Annotated in this window: 21 protein-coding genes; 15 read left to right on the top strand and 6 right to left on the bottom strand. The window is 38.2% G+C overall.

The genetic code is table 11. The features are described from left to right. The first annotated feature begins 117 nt into the window (after nucleotides 1-117). Nucleotides 118-831 (top strand): VCBS repeat-containing protein, encoded by a 714-nt coding sequence (locus tag P4V41_RS12005; protein ID WP_328085111.1) that lies wholly within the window; start codon nucleotides 118-120, stop codon nucleotides 829-831. Nucleotides 832-890: 59 nt separating this feature from the next. Here the strand turns inward: P4V41_RS12005 and P4V41_RS12000 are convergent, their stop codons facing one another. Further along, entirely contained in the window at nucleotides 891-1,349 is a 459-nt protein-coding gene (locus P4V41_RS12000; protein WP_328085110.1) for a TspO/MBR family protein, read from the bottom strand. A 145-nt stretch (nucleotides 1,350-1,494) separates the two neighbouring features. Further along, nucleotides 1,495-1,749 carry a hypothetical protein gene (locus P4V41_RS11995; protein WP_328085109.1) on the bottom strand — a complete coding sequence of 85 codons (255 nt, stop codon included), beginning with the start codon at nucleotides 1,747-1,749 and terminating at the stop codon, nucleotides 1,495-1,497. 134 nt (nucleotides 1,750-1,883) lie between these two features. On the opposite strand from P4V41_RS11995, the gene P4V41_RS11990 reads away from it, so the two are divergent. From P4V41_RS11990 to P4V41_RS11975, 4 genes are all read left to right on the top strand, one after another. After that, on the top strand, nucleotides 1,884-3,005 hold the full coding sequence (locus tag P4V41_RS11990; protein ID WP_328085108.1) for an NADH-dependent flavin oxidoreductase: 1,122 nt from the start codon (nucleotides 1,884-1,886) through the stop codon (nucleotides 3,003-3,005). Between the two features lie 143 nt (nucleotides 3,006-3,148). Beyond that, complete coding sequence (locus P4V41_RS11985) at nucleotides 3,149-3,487, top strand: hypothetical protein (protein WP_328085107.1); 339 nt, start codon at nucleotides 3,149-3,151, stop codon at nucleotides 3,485-3,487. Between the two features lie 116 nt (nucleotides 3,488-3,603). After that, nucleotides 3,604-4,464, top strand: a complete 861-nt coding sequence (locus P4V41_RS11980; protein ID WP_328085106.1) for an amidohydrolase family protein — start codon at nucleotides 3,604-3,606, stop codon at nucleotides 4,462-4,464. Nucleotides 4,465-4,526: 62 nt separating this feature from the next. Then, on the top strand, nucleotides 4,527-5,639 hold the full coding sequence (locus P4V41_RS11975) for an FAD-dependent oxidoreductase (RefSeq protein WP_328085105.1): 1,113 nt from the start codon (nucleotides 4,527-4,529) through the stop codon (nucleotides 5,637-5,639). Nucleotides 5,640-5,907: 268 nt separating this feature from the next. Here P4V41_RS11975 and P4V41_RS11970 read toward each other — a convergent pair whose 3' ends face one another. After that, nucleotides 5,908-6,408 carry a hypothetical protein gene (locus P4V41_RS11970; protein ID WP_328085104.1) on the bottom strand — a complete coding sequence of 167 codons (501 nt, stop codon included), beginning with the start codon at nucleotides 6,406-6,408 and terminating at the stop codon, nucleotides 5,908-5,910. Between the two features lie 97 nt (nucleotides 6,409-6,505). Between P4V41_RS11970 and P4V41_RS11965 the strand changes: the two genes are divergently transcribed. The 6 genes from P4V41_RS11965 (at nucleotide 6,506) to P4V41_RS11940 (ending at nucleotide 11,053) form a co-directional block, all read left to right on the top strand. Then, complete coding sequence (locus tag P4V41_RS11965; RefSeq protein WP_328085103.1) at nucleotides 6,506-7,090, top strand: vWA domain-containing protein; 585 nt, start codon at nucleotides 6,506-6,508, stop codon at nucleotides 7,088-7,090. Nucleotides 7,091-7,228: 138 nt separating this feature from the next. After that, nucleotides 7,229-7,615 carry a GntR family transcriptional regulator gene (locus tag P4V41_RS11960; RefSeq protein WP_328085102.1) on the top strand — a complete coding sequence of 129 codons (387 nt, stop codon included), beginning with the start codon at nucleotides 7,229-7,231 and terminating at the stop codon, nucleotides 7,613-7,615. Continuing rightward, a complete protein-coding gene (locus P4V41_RS11955) occupies nucleotides 7,612-8,514 on the top strand; it encodes an ABC transporter ATP-binding protein (protein WP_328085101.1) in 903 nt (300 codons plus the stop codon). The genes P4V41_RS11960 and P4V41_RS11955 overlap by 4 nt, the downstream gene beginning before the upstream one ends. Next, entirely contained in the window at nucleotides 8,495-9,238 is a 744-nt protein-coding gene (locus tag P4V41_RS11950) for a hypothetical protein (protein WP_328085100.1), read from the top strand. The genes P4V41_RS11955 and P4V41_RS11950 overlap by 20 nt, the downstream gene beginning before the upstream one ends. After that, nucleotides 9,235-9,936, top strand: a complete 702-nt coding sequence (locus P4V41_RS11945) for a hypothetical protein (RefSeq protein ID WP_328085099.1) — start codon at nucleotides 9,235-9,237, stop codon at nucleotides 9,934-9,936. Before P4V41_RS11950 ends, P4V41_RS11945 begins: the two co-directional genes overlap by 4 nt. 16 nt (nucleotides 9,937-9,952) lie before the next feature. Continuing rightward, on the top strand, nucleotides 9,953-11,053 hold the full coding sequence (locus P4V41_RS11940; protein WP_328085122.1) for a threonine aldolase family protein: 1,101 nt from the start codon (nucleotides 9,953-9,955) through the stop codon (nucleotides 11,051-11,053). A 72-nt stretch (nucleotides 11,054-11,125) separates the two neighbouring features. On the opposite strand, the gene P4V41_RS11935 is transcribed toward P4V41_RS11940, so the two are convergent. The 3 genes from P4V41_RS11935 to P4V41_RS11925 form a co-directional block, all read right to left on the bottom strand. After that, a complete protein-coding gene (locus tag P4V41_RS11935) occupies nucleotides 11,126-11,740 on the bottom strand; it encodes a TasA family protein (RefSeq protein ID WP_328085098.1) in 615 nt (204 codons plus the stop codon). Nucleotides 11,741-11,822: 82 nt separating this feature from the next. Next, nucleotides 11,823-12,365 carry a signal peptidase I SipW gene (gene sipW / locus P4V41_RS11930; RefSeq protein ID WP_328085097.1) on the bottom strand — a complete coding sequence of 181 codons (543 nt, stop codon included), beginning with the start codon at nucleotides 12,363-12,365 and terminating at the stop codon, nucleotides 11,823-11,825. Then, nucleotides 12,334-12,996 (bottom strand): DUF4047 domain-containing protein, encoded by a 663-nt coding sequence (locus P4V41_RS11925; protein ID WP_328085096.1) that lies wholly within the window; start codon nucleotides 12,994-12,996, stop codon nucleotides 12,334-12,336. Before P4V41_RS11925 ends, sipW begins: the two co-directional genes overlap by 32 nt. 226 nt (nucleotides 12,997-13,222) lie before the next feature. Between P4V41_RS11925 and P4V41_RS11920 the strand changes: the two genes are divergently transcribed. From P4V41_RS11920 to P4V41_RS11905, 4 genes are all read left to right on the top strand, one after another. Next, nucleotides 13,223-14,968, top strand: coding sequence for a M4 family metallopeptidase (locus tag P4V41_RS11920; RefSeq protein ID WP_328085095.1), 1,746 nt, complete (start codon nucleotides 13,223-13,225; stop codon nucleotides 14,966-14,968). Nucleotides 14,969-15,117: 149 nt separating this feature from the next. Continuing rightward, nucleotides 15,118-16,359: a helix-turn-helix domain-containing protein gene (locus P4V41_RS11915; RefSeq protein ID WP_328085094.1), complete on the top strand. Its 1,242-nt coding sequence runs from the start codon at nucleotides 15,118-15,120 to the stop codon at nucleotides 16,357-16,359. Between the two features lie 142 nt (nucleotides 16,360-16,501). Continuing rightward, nucleotides 16,502-17,512: a LacI family DNA-binding transcriptional regulator gene (locus P4V41_RS11910; RefSeq protein WP_328085093.1), complete on the top strand. Its 1,011-nt coding sequence runs from the start codon at nucleotides 16,502-16,504 to the stop codon at nucleotides 17,510-17,512. Between the two features lie 102 nt (nucleotides 17,513-17,614). Then, nucleotides 17,615-18,925, top strand: a complete 1,311-nt coding sequence (locus P4V41_RS11905) for an ABC transporter substrate-binding protein (RefSeq protein WP_328085092.1) — start codon at nucleotides 17,615-17,617, stop codon at nucleotides 18,923-18,925. Nucleotides 18,926-18,929 lie beyond the last annotated feature (4 nt).

Raw genomic sequence — 18,929 nt, 5'->3', positions numbered from 1 at the left:
TTATTGGTTACAGTTCAAATTATGGCGAGGGGGCTTTTTTTGTTGGATGAATGATAGTGTCATTCCCAACAGGTGCCCATAACATGGTAGTATACTTTATCAAACAAGGAGCATGTTATGTATAACCATTACAATTATAGAGTAACTCCGAGTGTTGTTGCGTTCGCTAAGGGAGATGTGACTGGAGATCGTGTACCGGATGATGTATACCTAACAGGTACGAAGAGTCAGGATAGCCCATTTATTGAAAACATTACGCTTTATGTGAAGAATGGGAGAACAGGTGTACAAACAAGAGTGCCTCTTTCTGACAATGCTGGATACAATTCGACATTGTTTCTAGGAGATTTTACAGGTAACGGTGTTTCAGATGTGCTGGTCAGCATCAATTCTGGTGGCAGTGGGGGATTCATGTATCATTACGTGTACTCGTTTATAGGGAACACACCGCAAGAAATGTTTAATTTCAACGCATACAATGCTGCTTATGAATATGATGTGAACTATGAGAATAACTATAAAGTTCGAGTTGTAAGTAAGCGTAATAGGAAAACGTATATCATTGATATTTCAAAACGAGACAAAGCGTATTTAAACGAAATATATGAAGTGAACGGAAAGCTGAAGAAACCAATTACCGGTTTTGTGAATCCAATAAGTGGTTTATATCCAATCGATTTTGATTCCGACGGAGTTTACGAGCTGTCTGCTTATCAAAAGATCGCAGGGTTATATAACGCAGATGCTTTAGGGTATGTGGTGAACACGCTAGAATGGAAGAACAATCGATTTGTTCTCCAGAATCAATACGTAGCGATTTCTGGAACATAATAAAAGAGATCTAGCCTTCTGAAATAGGTTAGATCTCTTTTTTGTGTGGACATTTTTGTTTAAGCATTCATGCTGTAGATCGTCCATGACAAGTAAGTAGCAAATGAGCTCCAGAGAAGATAAGGAATAAGAAGCCATCCTGAAATTTTTCTTAAACGACTAGCATAGATGACTAAAAGTAAAGTTGTCACCGCTATCAACAGTGCGTCGACGCTCGCTGCAAATAAATCTTTTTGTGTAAATTGAAAATAACCGAAAGCTTGGTTGAACACATAGTTGATAGCAAACAGAATCCAAAAGCCAATCGGTTTAAAACCGTATTGATTATAGATAAGTGTAGCTGAAAGTGCGATTAAAAAGAACAAAACGGCCCATATCATGCCAATTGTTTGTCCTGATGGAGTCCATGATGGTTTGTTTAAAGCATCGTACCACTCACGGTCGATAGGGAACAGAAGACTGGAAACATAGAACAAAGCAAAAATGATAATAAAGACGGCAATACTGGCTTTTTTCATGTGTCACCTCCTGGATTGTAGTAGAAATCTTGCAAGCAATTGTCTATATTTCTTAGCAGTATACTGTTCCCTCTTTAAATTATTCTTAAAACCAAAAGCGTATTTTTTGCATTTGAGAACAGATGGTATTATTATAATAGTTACTTTAAAAAAGAAAGTTATTATTAAGTTTTTCCTTAGGATGTTCTTGTAAGTGGTTGATTTCCGCTTCAGGTTGCTCGCTTTCCGCGGGGCGGACGGTGAGCCCCTCGCCGCTACGCGCCATTGAGTGTCTCACCTGTCTAGTTGCAGTGGCTAGCTCCTCGAGGTCAAAAGTTAAATGGTCAATAAAGCAAAGAACGCTTGATAGCCCATTCACCTTTTGCTTGTCGGAGCTGAACGAGCCACTTCCACTTTTCATACTGTCCCACTCGTCCCGCAGGAGTCTCACACCTTTCACTCCAATCAACTTACAAGGAGAAGGAAAAAGTAATAATAGAATAATCGTGTAGAAAAAAAGAAAAAAGCTAATAAATAAAGAGGTGGAAGACAAACATGATGAATCAAAAATATGCACCATTGTTTAAGTCTTATCGTTTTAAGAACGGTGTTGAGCTTAAGAACCGTATTGTTATGGCACCGATGACTAATTTTTCGTCAAACGAAGACGGAACTGTAACTGATGAAGAAATCCGATACTACGAGCGTCGTTCTGAAGGTGTTGGAATGGTTATTACAGCTTGTACGAATGTTACGGCTAACGGAAAAGGGTTCCCAGGAGAGTTCGCTGGAGATACGGATGATATGATTCCAAGTCTTCGCCGCTTAGCTTCTGCCATAAAAGCAAAAGGATCGAAAGCGATTCTACAAATCTTCCATGGTGGTCGCGAAGTGCCGCAGGAACTTGTTCCAAACGGTGATGTTGTGAGTGCGAGCAATATTCCTTCAGGTGAAGGAAAACCTCTGCCCCGTGAACTAACTTCAGAAGAAGTAGCTTCTATCATTCGTGATTTTGGTGAAACCACTCGACGAGCGATTGAAGCGGGTTATGACGGTGTTGAGATCCACGGTGCGAACGGCTATCTGATTCAGCAGTTCTTTTCTCCACACGCGAATCGCCGTGAAGACCAATGGGGTGGCTCATTAGAAAAACGTATGGCGTTTCCTTTAGCAGTTGTAGATTCAGTGAAAAAAGCAGTTGCTGAATATGGAGATGATTCATTTATCGTAGGCTATCGTTTCTCACCAGAAGAACCTGAAACACCAGGAATTACAATGGCTGATACGTTAGCGCTCGTCGATGCTCTTAGTGCAAAAAAATTAGATTATCTTCACGTTTCGGTAATGGATTTCTGGTCTGAACCTAGACGAGGAGTTGAAGATACACGTTCACGCATTGAGATTATTAACGAAAGAGTAGGCGATCGTGTACCTGTTATGGGAGTAGGTTCAATCTATACAGCGGATGATGCGATCAAAGCTTTAGAAACAGGAGTTCCATTGATTGCTCTGGGGCGCGAATTAATCATCGATCCAGATTGGGTACAAAAGATCGAGCAAGGCAAAGAGTCTGAAATCGTAACGAAACTTGATAAAACGAAGCAAAATGAACTGGTAGTACCAGATCCATTGTGGAACGCAGTCTTGAACGCACCAGGGTGGTTTCCCGGAGTTTAATAAACGATAAGAAAAAGCAGGAGCTGATCCTGCTTTTTTATTTGAACTTTTACTGCATGTGGAACTTCAAAATTTTGTTACAATAGACAAGATAGTTTTGTATTTGAAAATTACAGGTAACGTATTAGCAAGGGGTTAAGTAAATGGAAAATTTAAAGGTGATTTTTGAGGAAAATGAGTTTAAGTTAACCAAAGAAACGAGTAAGGCAATTGAATATGAAAACATACATACAAAAGATGTGATATATTTGTTGCCGAATAAGGAAATTAGTATCGTATTACACCCAGAAACGGTGGAACAAAATGATGGGTTAAAAAAGAGAAGTAATGGTGTTTTTAATAGCACAGCTCTAAGTCTCTTTCCTAAAAGGATTAATAAAGGTCAAAACCCAATAACATATGGTTATTCATTTAAATTCAAAACTGAAAGTGAGCTCAATGCTTTCTTAGCAGCAATAAACCTTGTCGTTTTTCATACATAAACCGTAGAACCATTCGCTCCCAATATATAGGGGGCGTTTATTTTAGTTTTAATGAAATGCTAGTCGGCGTATAATTTGTAATAAATGGAAATTAAAATTATTAAAAGGAGTTTTTTATGATAATTGATTGTCATTTTCATGTGGATGAAAAGATGTTAACTCTTGAAAAAATGATAGAAGGAATGAAAAGTAATAGTGTTGACAAAACTGTTTTGATACCACCTATGAATGAGACAATGTTTGAAAAAGATAGTATCTTCCAGCAAAACTTGCAGCGCTTGTTTCGTTCTTTAATCTTAGATGTTCCTCTAATAGGACTAAAAATATATGATGGTCTTGTTAAGGATGAACATTTAAGACTCTATGGAAATCATTATAAAATATTCTCTAAGCCTAATAATGAAATAGTCGCTTCTGCAATTAAGAGATTTCCGGAGCATTTTCTTGGTTGGGTAGCAGTAAATCCACAGATACCATCAACCATGGAAGAAATAGAGAAATATCTTAGTAGTTCTAGTTTTATCGGTGTGAAAGCTCATCCTTTCATGCATAAATATAGTATTAAAGAACTTGATAGGGTTGCACTTGTGTGTGAAACATTGAAGAAACCTATGATTATACATCTATCGTCAGAAAAAGACTCTTATAAATATTTGCCAGAAAAATATCCAGATCTTAAATTAATATATGCACATGCAGGTCTCCCATTTTGGAAGGAACTTTGGAAGTATGCAAAGCAACAGCCAAATGTTTTTGTAGATACTTCAAGTGATTACTTAAATCCTTTAATAGTAGAGATGGCAGTTAATTGTTTGGGATATAAAAAAGTATTGTTTAGTTGCGATGGACCTTATGGAATGAAAGAATTTAATGTTTATGATTACTCTGCAAAAAAATCATGGGTGGAATCACTTAAGATTTCAGATAATCAAATTAGATGTATACTAGGGGAAAACTTTATAGAATTAATTAAATAAAGTACTAGATAGGTTAAACTTAAATCAATAAGAACAGACAAAAGATTAAAGGTGTTTTATATATGAAAAAAATAATTGTTATCGGATCCGGAATTCTAGGGGCTTCAACCGCTTATCATCTTAGTAAATCTGATGCAGAGGTTCTATTAATTGATAGGAAAGACAAAGGACAAGCAACAGATGCTGCAGCTGGCATCGTGTGTCCGTGGCTATCTCAACGTCGTAACAAAGCTTGGTATCAGCTAGCGAAAGGTGGAGCTCGGTATTATCCTGAACTCATAAGGATGCTCGAGGAAGACGGTGAAACGGATACGGGTTACAAACGTGTAGGTACACTTAGCTTACATGCAGATACTGAGAAACTTGAGAAAATGGCAGAACGAGCTTTGAAACGTAGAGAAGAAGCTCGGGAAATTGGTGAGATCACGATTCTTTCTCCCAAAGAAACGAAAAAACGCTTTCCACCTCTATCCGACGAATTTGGTTCGGTCTTTGTAAGTGGCGGAGCTCGTGTTAATGGGAGAGCGATGCGTGACGCTTTATTGAATGGAGCTAAGAAAAACGGAGTAAAAATACTTTATGGAAATGCTGACCTGCTTTATGAAGGAAGAGAGGTTTCGGGTGTTTCTGTTAATGGTCAAACCATTCCCGCTGATCAAATTATCATTACGGCAGGAGCTTGGTCGAATGAGATTTTAAAGCCACTTGGAATCAACTTTAAAGTAACTCCACAAAAAGCACAGATCATCCATTTGGAGTTGCCAAAAACGGATACAGCTGATTGGCCTGTGGTGATGCCGCCTACAAATCAGTACATACTCACCTTTGATGATCGTGTAGTTGTAGGAGCAACACATGAAGATGAGGCAGGATTTGATAACCGTGTAACGGCAGGCGGTATTCATGACATACTCTCGAAAGCCTTAGCTGTCGCACCTGGCCTGGCAGAAGGCTCAATTCTTGAGACGAGAGTAGGCTTCCGTCCGTTCACTCCAGGTTTTTTACCTGTTATTGGGCAACTTCCTAACTTTAATAACATCTTGGTGGCAAACGGTCTCGGCGCATCAGGGCTTACAAGTGGACCTTACTTAGGAGCTGAACTCGCGAGACTTGCATTAGGAAAATCTACAGAACTAGATATATCTAATTATGATGTTTCAGGTGCTATTGAATAATCGTTATGAAAAAAGACAACTTCCATATAAGTGAGTTGTCTTTTAATTAAGCTTTTTCTAAAAGGTTGTCGCTGTTAAAATGATTTTTACTCTTCTATGCAAGTTGATTGAAGAGTAAGGTTGCCGACTCCTATGGGACGAGCGGTCAGGTGGAGACTCCTAATGGCGCAAAGCTGCAGGAGGCTCACCGTTCGCCCCATGAAAAGCGAGCAATCTGGAGCGGAAATCAACTACTTTTGGGGAGCAACTATATATACGAAAACACTTTTTATATGGTACTCCCAATTGGCTTTAAGCTGAAATATACCAGGTACTCATTAACAGCATCTAGATCATAGATTTTTTTGTTAATGAAAAATTTAAAGATTAAGTCGTTTGTATCGCTGTGAGATAGTGAATATCCTGCACTTTCCAGAAGCTCTTCTGTATCATCTTCGTCCAATTCCAAACCAAGAGCCAGCGCAAGAATTGTATTTTTTCTTGGTCGATATTCTGATTTAGAGCGAATCTTAGAAAAATGCTTTCGATCTAAGCCGGCTTTCTTATAAATTTCTGCGTCGGTTACACCTTTTTCATCAATCAGTTGAAAAAGTTTTTCCTGCAGCGTGGGCTTTTTGTTGTGATGAATAAACGCATCTAACTCAAAACGTAGACTGTTTTCTTCAAAACATTCCTCCATCATTTTAGAAGATTGACAAACTTCTACTTCCAATATGAAATAATCATTCAGATAGGTTTCTAATTCTAATAAAAGTTTTTGATCAAGCATATCCGTCCACCTCCTAAAATGTCGCTTCACAGGCGACCATTTGCTGGATCTTTCTAGCTATGATTATAGCATGACAAATGTTAGGAGATGGTTAAGGGTGAACAAAAATGTAACAGAAATCGTATTTTTGCTTGATCGAAGTGGTTCGATGTCAGGGCTGGAGAAGGACACTATTGGAGGGTTTAATTCGTTCGTAAAAAGCCAAGTTGAACGGAAGGGAAAAACACTTATTACGACCGCTTTATTTGATGATCAGTATGAAATTCTATGGAGTGGTGTCCCAGCAGAACAAGTCCAGTTAACGAGCGAGGATTATTTTGTACGGGGGACTACGGCACTTTTGGATGCTTTAGGAAAAACCATATTGGATGTGGGTTACAGGCTTTCACGTATTGAAGAAAACGATAGACCGGGTAAAGTAATCTTTGTTATTACGACAGATGGAATGGAAAACGCGAGCACTGAATTTACACATGAAAAGGTAAAGAAGCTCATCGAACATCAGCAAGAGAAATACAATTGGGAATTTATTTTTATGGGTGCAAATATTGATGTGATTGCTGAAGCAAAAAATCTTGGTATTAAAGAAGAAGATGCATTTCGTTTTGAAGCTACCGATGAAGGTGTAGAAAATTTATATGCCATGATGATTGAAGAAATCATACAGCGAAGAAATAAATAATCTGACTATCAGACAGTCTCCATATACAGGAGAGTGTCTTTTTTTATGTCATCATAAACAACATATTGCATATATTGGAAATATATAGTACATTACATATGTAATGCACTATAGTGGTAAGTTGGAGGTGAGGTACATTTGCTGCTTAATGCCGATAGTATGAAACCGATTTATGTTCAGATTTCAGAATGGCTTGAGAACGAAATCTTGAACAAATCGATTTCAGCAGATGAAAAAATATATTCGCAATATCAACTAGCTGAGATGTTTAATGTAAATCCAGCTACTGCTGGTAAAGGCATAAATTTGCTGGCTGACGATAACGTTCTTTATAAGAAAAGGGGATTAGGGATGTTTGTTGCGGCGGATGCAAGAAAAATTATCCTCGGTAAAAGAAAGAGTTCTAAGCTGCATTCACTTGTAACCGAGTTAGCGCAAGAAGCTGTACAGCTGCAAGTCGAAGAAGAGGAATTAGTCAAGATGATAAGAGATATGCACCAAAGAATAAAGGGGGAGCAATCATGAATGTTGTTGTTTGTCATGACCTAACTAAACAATATGGTCGATCGAAAGCGATTCAAAATATGAACTGTCGGATAGCAGAGAACAAGATTACAGGTTTGATTGGAAGAAACGGAGCAGGAAAAACAACGTTATTAAAAATAATTGCTGGTTACCTTCATCATTCTGCGGGTGACATACAAGTATTCTCTGAAAATCCGTTCAATAATTTAAAGGTATCGGCAAACACAATCTTCATCGATAACGAGATGAGTTTCTCACAAGGGTTAACTTTAAAAGAACTGCTCGAAACAGCAGAGAGCTTTTACCCAAATTGGAACCACGACTTAGCTCTAAAATTATTTGATTATTTTTCTTTTAATCCTACTCAATATCACGGAAATCTCTCAAAGGGAATGAAGAGCACGTTTAATATGATTGTTGGCTTAGCGGCACGCTGCCCACTCACGATCATGGATGAGCCAACAAGCGGGATGGATTCTGCGACACGTAAGGATTTTTACCGAGCGTTATTAAAAGAATACATCGCCTATCCAAGAACGATCATTCTTTCTAGCCATCTATTAGATGAAGTAGAAGATCTGTTAGAAGAGGTACTACTCATTAAGTCTGGTGAAAAGTGTCTTCACCTACCCATCGATCAACTAAAAGAGTACGCGATTGGCGTGAGAGGAAAGACGGTTAATGTGGAGAAGTGGACTGAAAAAATGGAACCGATTTCCATGCAAGAGATCGGCGCAAATATGTCATATGCGGTCATAAGAAACGATCGTTCATTACAAGAGTTAGAGGATGCTAGACAGTTAGGGTTAGAAATCACGCCAGTTTCTGCAGAAGATATTTGTAGTTATCTAACAAGTAAAACAAAGGGTGGGATCGATCATGTATTTAGCAGAGGTTAAGGCTTGGGACATCGTGAAGAAACAATACCGCTATAAGCTTAAATCATATTTCGGTGTTTTCACATCGTTAATCGTGATCCAGCTGCTGGCCATTCTTTTTTCTTTTAATGGAACGGGGTCGGGAAGTGGCTCCTCAAATTCAATACAATATGATTTTTACTATTACACAAGTGACATCATCCTCATTTTTATGATGATTTGGGCGTTCATAACAGCCATCATCATAACAACGAGAGCGTATCGTTATGATGATTTTTCGTTTGTGACTAATCGTACCATCAGTCAAGTTTCAAACATTCTATTTCTTTTATCAGCTAGTATTTTTGCAGGCATAACGGTTTATCTTTCTACTCATCTCTTTCAAATCTTGGCGTTTTACTTCAAAGATAATTATTCAATCATCGTTGATTCATTATCGTTTACTGAATTTGTCATGGGGATGATTACTTCCATTCTTTATATTTTTCTGTTTGCTTGCGCAGGGTATCTTGTTGGTATTTTAATTCAGCTTCATAAAGGTTTCTTGTTAATTATTCCTACTATCTTGTTTGGAGGCTTAATTTTGGATGGAGTTGGTGGCGATCCAGAATTATTTGTAAATATAACAAGGTTTTTTGGAGAAGAAACATCATTTATTCTGTTCATATGTAAAATTGCTCTCGTCTCGTCCATTTTGCTGCTAGCTAGCTTGGGGATTTCTAATAGAATGGAGGTAAGAAAATGATTAATGTTGCCTTATTATTTGTAATTTTCGTGATTGTCGCATCTGGAATTGGAATCATGAAATCCACCAATAAAGTAAGTTTAGGAACAAGAAAAATCCGCTGGATCCTCGGCGGATATACAATTATACTAGCGATTGCTACAGTTATTTCATTAAGCGTCCTTCCGAACTACAAGAATGATCAAAAAGTGGCTACGGCAGCTGAAATGACTAAAATAGAAGACGCTCAAACCAAAGCGATAGACAATTTGTATTCAGGGAACCTTGTAGATCTAGATAAAGCTTTTTCTGAAAAGAAAAAGTGGTCTTTTCCTTTTGAAGAAAAGTCGTTAGACATTGTTTTAACAGAGGGAGAAACAGGCATCATGAGTGTTTTTGCTGAGCGAAAAAGCGAAAATGATGGTGAGATTGAGGCTACGTATCATGTAGGGAAATCTTATATTGATGGCGTAGACTTCACCAATGAGTTGGATCCGCCAGAGCTTTTATTGAACGGACAACAGCTAACCGTAAATAATCCAACTTTAGTGACAGTTAGTTTTTCAAGGTTCTCACCAGGCTTTGCATTCAGTCAGTTCTCTAAAGGTGAACACTTTAGTCAAGAAATTCGCAGCTCTGTGATTGGTCGAGATTTTATTCTTTTAAAAGTACCTAACGATATTGAGATAAACGGGAACATTAGCTGGATAAACGAATAGAGGGGAGCTTGTTATGTTGGGAAATCAAAATCCATTACTAGACGCCTATAAAAATGCAAAATATCAAGTAACCGGACACGGAAAAAGAGATGTGTCTGTTCTGTTAGATTCTCTTTCAATTCAAACAGGACAGGAAGAAAGTGATATGTATGGCAGCGGTCACATCATTGATAGCTTTCAAGAAAAGATGGCTGCTTATTTAGGAAAAGAATCTGCTGTGTTTTTCCCGAGTGGTACGATGGCTCAACAGATCGCCATGCGCATTTGGTGTGATGAAAAGGGAATCCGGAAAGTTGCGTATCATCCACTATGTCACTTGGAAATTCATGAAGAAGATGGTTTGAAAGAACTTCACCATATTGAACCCGTGCTGCTTGCTGATGCTAATGAAATCATTAAGCTCCATAACGTAGTCAACATGAAGGAGGACATTTCTTGTTTACTACTGGAACTTCCTCAGCGAGAAATCGGCGGACAGCTTCCAACTTTTGAAGAATTACAGGTAATCTCTGATTACTGCAGAGAAAAAGGAATTAGACTACATCTGGATGGAGCAAGACTGTTAGAAATTTTGCCCTTTTATAAAAAGACAGCCGCTGAAGTTTGTGCTCTTTTTGATAGTGTTTATGTTTCTTTCTACAAGGGAATCGGTGGAGTCGCAGGTGCAGTCCTAGCTGGGCCAAAAGACTTTACTGAAACATCAAAGGTTTGGAAAAGACGACATGGCGGTGACTTGATCAGTCTATATCCATATATCTTAAGCGCAGATTTTTATTTCGATCAGCGGGTTGGAAAAATGGAAGAGTACTATGAGGGTGCAAAGGAATTGGCAACGCTCTATAACGAGTGTGAAGGTGTACGTACACTCCCTATAACGCCTGTTTCAAACATGTTTCATGTTCATGTCCAAGCACCAAAGGATGAAGTGGAACGCATTTTTGCAGACACTTATGGTGAAAGTGGAGTTGGATTAACAGGACATCTTCGAGAGAATGGTGAGAATAGCTGTTTCTTTGAAGTAAGCATAGGTGACAATTATTCTACAGTACCTAAAAGTAATTTAAAACAGACGTTCACACTGCTGAATAAGAAGTTGAAGACAAGAACTTTAGTATAATTAATAACGTTGTAACTTAGGATAGAACAGCAAAGAACTGCTAATCTTAGCAGTTCTAGCTTGTTCTAATATTTAGTTATTCTCTGGATCTGTATCGTCGTTATAAGCACCTGGAGCTTGTTTCGCGTTGAACGTCCAGTCGACTTTAAGTTTGTCTCCTTGGAACTGATTTTGATCTTCGCCATTATCTACGAACTGGAACAATACGAACATTTTTTCTTTCTCACCTGGAGGAATACCATCCGGACGCTGTGTTGTGCCAACAAACTCGTCAATTGCTGTAAGATCAGGTTGTTTTTCTTTCAGCTGTGCCAATGTAGTCTCAACAACAGGTACAGTTGCGCTGCTCGTATTGTACATGATGGTAACTTTAATGTGGTTTGCCAGATCATCCGTATTATCTGATTTTGCATCTTCAACCGTATATTTTGTATCTAGTAGTACTTGATAGATGTCTAGGGAGCCCTTATTCTCAAACGTAAATTCACGGTACACTTCATCGCCAGGTTTAATGTTGTCAATGTTAACCACAGCGTTTGGATTGATGGAAAGATCTAACGTACCTGCAGCGAATGTGTTTTTCGTTTCAAACGTGTCACTAAAGTAAGCGAACGTTCCTCCTCCCATTAAAGATAAACCTAGTGCAGCTGTCATAACGCCTTTGCTAATTGTCTTCGTAAACCCCATTCTTCTCAACCTCCATAGATATGTAATATAGATTTATTAAACTCGTATGTATGGTTTATATACATAGAGAGCTAACCTGTTTTTATGCCTTTTCAACATCTAGTTTTCTAGCTGCTCTCACTATAGAAAAGACAGCTGAACTAAATAATAAGAACCCTGGAATAAATAACATAAGCGCAGATGCTTCCTTAGATTGAGTCACATTTAATGCATATCCGATATATGGAATCGTAAATCCTGTGTAGCTACCAATCACGTCATTCAAAGGAACTGACCACATATCAGGTCCATCATTGTTATCCCCTTTTGTGCGATAGGAAACTTGGCCATTTTTATTTTCAATATCGATAATCCTATGAGTAATCAGCTTATCTTCCATTTGAAAAGTGATAATGTCGCCTTTTTTAAAGGTAGTGTTATCCACCTGTTTAATAGATATGATTGATCCTGTTTGAAAGATAGGCTCCATCGATCCAGATAATACGGCTTTAATCTGATAGCCAAAAACAGAAGGTTCTGCTCCTGAGATACGTGACGATAGGATGATAAAAGCAAGGAAGCAGAGCAACACAATAAAAGAGGTACTTGCTAGTTTAGTCGTGAATTTCAACAGTCTTTTCGTCATGTTTTGTTTCTCCTTCACTTTGAATAGAATCATCAGCAAATTCGTTTTGTTCTATATGATCAGTAGCATTCTTCATCTTTGCTGATTTAATGGGACCTTCAACCTTCTTCTCAGCATCTTCTAAGTTGTTTATACGAACTTCAATTGAAAGGTGTAATTGTCTAATAGATTGTAGGTCCACTGTCGATTTTAGTTTTTTGCTCAATTCGTTTGCCTCATTACAGCCTTCATAGACAAACTGGTATGTATTTGAATCCAGTTTCCTCACCTGTTTCTCATAGTTCAAGAGCTTATTATGTGTGTCTTCAAAGTCATGAAGTAGGGAGTGAAGTGTATGTTCTAATCCTGTAATCTCCTCCATCGTTTGTTGTAGCTCCTGTAAACTTAAATCATCAGCAGCGTTCGGAACGGTATTGTATAGAGAGAGTATGTCCGAATAAATGATCTTAGCTTTTCCGTTAAGATTCTCCACTGTGTCTGGAAAAACAACTGCAGCTGAAAGTTCAACCGGTTTTATTTGAGCTTGGCTTGAAAAGGCTGCTTCTGTTTGACCGGTAATTTGAGCACCACAATAAAAAGATAGAGAGCATAACCCCAATAGAACAGTCCCTTTATGAAGCATACCTTTCATATCAGCCCTCCTCGTCTAGTGATTTGACCCTATTATTACAGAATGTGTTCGAGATTGTTATTGGGTTAATTATTCATGAAATATGGACATTTTTTGTCGAATAAAGTTCCTGAAAACCTATAACCCTTGAGAAACTTAGTATAAATTAACCCAATTGACCACTTTTGTAATGTTCTTAATAATTGGAATTATTCCGGAAGCACAATTTGATGAAGAGGTGAATGGGTTGAAAAAGAAAAGTCAAAAACGATTGAACAAAAAAGTGGTAATCCCAGCAGTTCTAGCATTGTCCGTTACACTTGGAGGATTTTCATTACCTGGATCCAATGCACACGCGAATCCTACAACTGTTTTATTCCAAGCTCCTGAAGGGTTGAGTAAAGCTGAAATCGTTAGAGCGTATCTTCAATCACAGGTGGTTTCTGAGGTTGGAGCTAAATCAACATCTACAATAGGAGAGCAGTTTAAAATCGTAAAAGAGTTTGCAGATAGTAGCACAAATACATACCACGTGCGTACTGTTGAGCAATATAACGGGATTCCGATCTACGGAAGTGGACAAACCGTTGCGTTGGATGCAAACAACAACGTGTATGCGTCATTTGGAAAGGTAACTCAAAAGTTAGCTAGAGCTATCATTCCTACAGATCCGTCCATCACGAAGGAAGATGCAGAAAGAACAGCTAAAGAGCAAGTAGTTGCTGAAATTGGAGAAGTTAAGCAGTATGACGGCATAGAAACAGAATTAACGATTTATCCGCATGAAGGCAGAAACTACTTAACGTACTTAGTTAAAGTTTCGACTTCTGTTCCTGCACCAGGGTTTTATCATTATTTTATAGATGCAACGACGGGTGACATCGTTGATCAATTTAACGCGGTACATGAAGCGGATGCCCCAGCAGTCACACCGATAACTGGAAGAGGCCTAGATTTATTCGGTAAAGTTCAAAACTTTATCGCTGTAAAAGATAGTACATCAGGGAAAAGCTATCTGCATGGTGCGGCGATTGGGGGAGGAACAACGACAAATCCGAACATCGTCCCGGTTCACACGTATAAAGCAAACCGTATGGGTGAAACACCATTCATCCTACTATCCGGACTTTTTGGGTTCACAGGTTTTGAAATAGAGACAGGCACGTCGTTCTTTGCTGATCCAGCAGCGGTTTCGGCTCATACGAACTCTATCAAAGTAAATACGTATTATCAAAATATTCATAAACGTAACAGTATAGATGGAAACGGAATGCCGATTATAAGCACGGTTCACATTGGATCTAAATGGAACAATGCAGCATGGAACGGAAAGCAGATGCTTTATGGAGATGGTGATGGAATTCTGTTCAGTTCATTAGCAGGTGCAATGGATGTTGCGGGTCATGAGATGACACATGGAGTAATCTCTAAGACTGCAAACCTTACTTATCAAGGAGAATCAGGTGCCATTAATGAGTCACTAGCTGATATCTTTGGTGCGTTGTCTGAAATGCATTCACACGGATTAACAAGTCCGTCTGAATGGGAGATGGGTGAAGACATTTACACACCAAACGTACCTGGTGATGGCGGACTTCGTTCCATGAGTAATCCAAAATCTAAGAAGCTTTCTGCAACCTACGGATTAAAGGATAATGCATACCCTGATCATTATGAAGACCGTTACTTAGGTGAGCTGGATAAGGGTGGGGTTCATATTAACAGCTCCATCAATAATAAAGCAGCTTATCTTATCTCTGAAGGAGGAGAGCACCACGGAGTTAAAGTCACGGGTATCACACGTTCGAAAACAGAGAAAATCTTTTACCGTGCTTTAACGAACTACCTTGTACCGTCATCAGGATTCAAAGAAATGCGTGCGGCAGCGATCCAGTCAGCTCGAGATCTATATCCAGACCGTAATGGAGCTCCATCAAACGAAACAAAGGCGGTAATTGCAGCATACGATGCGATTGGTGTACCAGCTCAATAAGCAGTATGATCCACGAGAGAGTATTCTTTCGTGGATTTTTTATGGAAAAATAGTGAGCACAAAGACTTAAAAACATGACTTTAGAAGGAAAAAAACAATTTAAAAAGAAACTTTTATCATTAAACATTTGTTCATGAGGAGAGACACATATGATTGAGGGAGAAATTATTAAATTTTATCGTAAAAGAAGAGGACTTTCTCAAGAGCAACTGGGCAAAGATATTTGTACGACAACACATGTTAGTAAGATAGAGAGGGGTCAGACGAAGTACTCAACGGAGATCATTGCCTTATTCTCAAAACGGCTAGATATTGATATTCAGAAGGAAATGCAGTTCTTTCAAGATATGGAGAAGAAACTTCATCAATGGCACAACTCTATTATCATGCAAAGAATGAAAGAAGTAGAGAAGACAAAAAGTGAATTAGATCAATTTCCGATCGTTCAATTCTCAAAACATGCATCACAGTATCAGTTGGTACTTACTCGATATTACCTTTTGAAAAAAGAGCCACAAAAAGCAGCAGAGATTTTAAACCGAATGAAAACTGAGCACCTGACTCCTTATGAGAACAACATGTATAAGCATGTAAAAGGAATCTATTATTTGCAGAAGTACAACAATTTTCATATTGAGAATCGTAAAAAAGCGATCGAACTCTTGAGTACAATTGATCGAATATCCTATGGAAATGAAGAATACTGTTATCATTTAGCGATGGCTTATCAATGGGTTGAATCTAAAACGATGGCTTATATTAATGCCAAGAAAGCAATGGACTATTTTAAGAGAAACAACAACTTCTCTAGAGCCATCCAAGCAGAATCAGTCATGCTGCTTCAAATAGAATGTGCAACACACCATGAATTTGAACAAAAAGTTAACCGTTACCTACAGTTGATTCAGGATAGCGAAACGCTAAACGAAATTGGTATAATAGGAATGCTTCTACATAATCTAGGGCTTGAATTTTTCAAAAGAAAAGACTATAAAAATGCCCACATCTATTATCGCAAAGCGTTAAAGATGGCTGATAAGAGTACAGCCATTTATTTAAACCGATTGTATAACTTTTTGGACAATAGTATCGATGGGAAACTTCAGTCTCAAAAGCAGAATTTAAAAAGTGCAGAAGAAGGATTAATAGCAGCCAAAATGTTAAAGCACCAGTTATACTTTCACTTGTTTCAACTTCACCTGTATATCTTAAGAAGTGAGATGAAAGCTTATTTCAGTTACTTAGAAGATATAGCTCTGCCATTTTTTCAATCGCATAATCAATTCAGCAGGATCGAAAAATTTGGACAGCAGCTATATCACTATTATGCTGACACAAAGCAGTACGAGAAAGCGGTTGAAATTTCCTCTCTGTTTTTAGCTAGAGATTAAATAAAGTCATGCAAGATAGGTTGGATACAATGTCCCCTGTCTTTTATTGTTCAAAAAAGTTAGAAAATTTATATTGAAACTTATTTTCGTGTCAGTTATAATCTTCATTAACGAAAGCGCTTTCGGTAAAGAGGAGATAACAATGGCTACAATCTATGATATTGCAAAAAAGACGGGTTTTTCAACGACAACCGTCTCAAAAGCACTCAATAACTATTCTGATGTGAGTGAAAAAACGAAGCAGAAGATTCTACAAGCAGTTGAAGAAATGGGATATCTGCCTAATGCACATGCCCAATCACTTTCTACAAAAAAGTCTTGGACGATTGGTGTGATGTTTTCTGAGTCGAATGAAGTAGGAATGAAACATCCTTTCTTTAGTGCCATAATTGAAAGTTTCAGAAAGAATGCAGAACGAGAGGGATATGATCTGATCTTCGCTTCAAGAAATCTGCGTAATCGGGATATCAGCTATTTGGAACACTTTTCTTACCGTGCCGTTGATGGCATTGTAGTAATCTGTTCTGATCCACAAGATCCGCAAGTACAAGAGATGATAAACAGCACGATTCCTATCGTTGTTATAGATATGAACAAACAGAACTGCAGTCTTGTCTTCTCGGATAATATTGAAGGTGGAAAGTTGGCAGTTAACTACTTGCATTCACTTGGTCATACAAAGATCGCTCATATCGCTGGCGATGCTTTAACTGATGCAGGAGCAGAAAGAATTAAAGGATTTAAAAAAGCGATGAATGAGTTGAACCTGCCGATTCATGATGGCTATCTTATCAATGGTGGATTGTTTTCAATCGGTGAAGGCAGAGAAGCTATGGAAAAACTTTTGATGCTGGATGATGTACCTACAGCGGTATTTGTTGCAGGAGATCATATGGCTATCGGTGCAATTGAGGCCATAAAAGAGAAGGGTTTATCTGTACCCGAAGATATTTCAATTATCGGTTATGATGATATTGAAATGGCGGCATACATTACACCGAAGTTAACGACGATTAAGCAAGATACGGATATGATTGGATATCAAGCTGCTCAGTTGTTGATGAAACAGATAATTCAGAAGAAAAAACTGATCACATCCAAGCGTATTCCAGTCGAACTAATCATTCGAGAATCATGCGCACAAAAAAAATAAAAATTTTTTTAGGATAATTCGAAAGCGGTTTCGAATATTTATTTTAAAACAAAACGAAACCGCTTTCGCTCAATAAATTTTAAAGAAGGAAGGGGTTTATACATGAAAAGGAAGTTAAGTATCTTTTTGGTATCTATTTTGTTGGTGGGATTATTTGCAGGTTGTTCAAGCGATTCGAAAACATCTGGTAATGGAAAGAAAGATGTTGATCTAAGAATTTGGTCTTTTACAGATGAATTAAAGAAACCGATCAAAACATTCGAGGAAAAGAATGGCGTAAAAGTGGAGTTAACGATTGTTCCGATCGCTGATTATCCGACAAAGTTAAAACCTGTACTTGAAAGTGGTGTTGGAGCTCCTGACGTTTTCACGGGAGAGATCGCTTTCTTAAAACAATGGGTAGATGCAGGTTATTGGGAGAACTTATCTGAAAAGCCTTATAACGCAGATAAGCTTTCTGATAAATATGTACCTTATGTATTTGACCTTGGTAAAGATAAAGATGGGGATGTACGCGCTCTTTCTTGGCAAACAACGCCAGGAGGAATCTATTATAAGCGAAGCATTGCAAAGGAAGTATTAGGAACGGACGATCCAACACAAGTTGGTGAAATGATGAGCTCGATGGATAAGGTGTTTGACGTAGCAGAAAAGATGAAGTCAAAAGGCTATAGCATGTTTCCTGATGAGGGTGCGATCCGTTGGTTCACGCAAGGAGACAACCCACAGCCTTGGGTAAACGACAAGAATGAGCTTCAGCTTACAGATGAAAAAATGGAGTACATGGACTACTCCAAAAAGCTTCGTGATAATCAATACACAGCACTAGCACCTGAATGGTCACCATCTTGGTTCGAAGGCATGGATAAGCCGATCAAGGTAAAAGAGGGTGGCAAGGAAAAAGAAACGCAAGTGTTTTCGTATGTTCTTCCTACATGGGGATTACATAGCGTCCTGAAAACCAATGTTAAGGAATCTGTTGGTGACTGGGCGGTAACGAGTGGTCCGAGTCCTTATTTCTGGGGTGGAACATGGCTTGGCGTTTACAACAAATCGGATAATAAAGAACTTGCTTATAAATTTGTAAAAATGATGACACAAGACGATGAGTTCTTAACATCTTGGAGTAAAGAAACAGGAGATGTTCTTTCTTATCTACCTGTTACAGAGACGATTAAAGACGACTTTAGCGACAAATTTTTAGGTGGACAGAACAATTATCAATTCTTCCTGGATCAATCTACTAAGATCACACCAGGAATTGTGACGAAATACGATCAGCAGCTAGATACGCTCTACGGAAATGCCGTACAGCAATATGTAACAGGGAAGAAATCTAAAAAAGAAGCGATTAAAGAATTTTATCAAAAAGCACAAAATGCTTATCCAGACATAAAAGTACCGAAAAAATAAGTTT

The organism is Fictibacillus nanhaiensis (genome assembly GCF_036213205.1).
GTDB classification, from domain to species: domain Bacteria; phylum Bacillota; class Bacilli; order Bacillales; family Fictibacillaceae; genus Fictibacillus; species Fictibacillus nanhaiensis_E.
The sequence above is the reverse complement of the archived record's forward strand: the minus strand, read 5'-3'. Positions and strand labels throughout refer to the sequence as shown.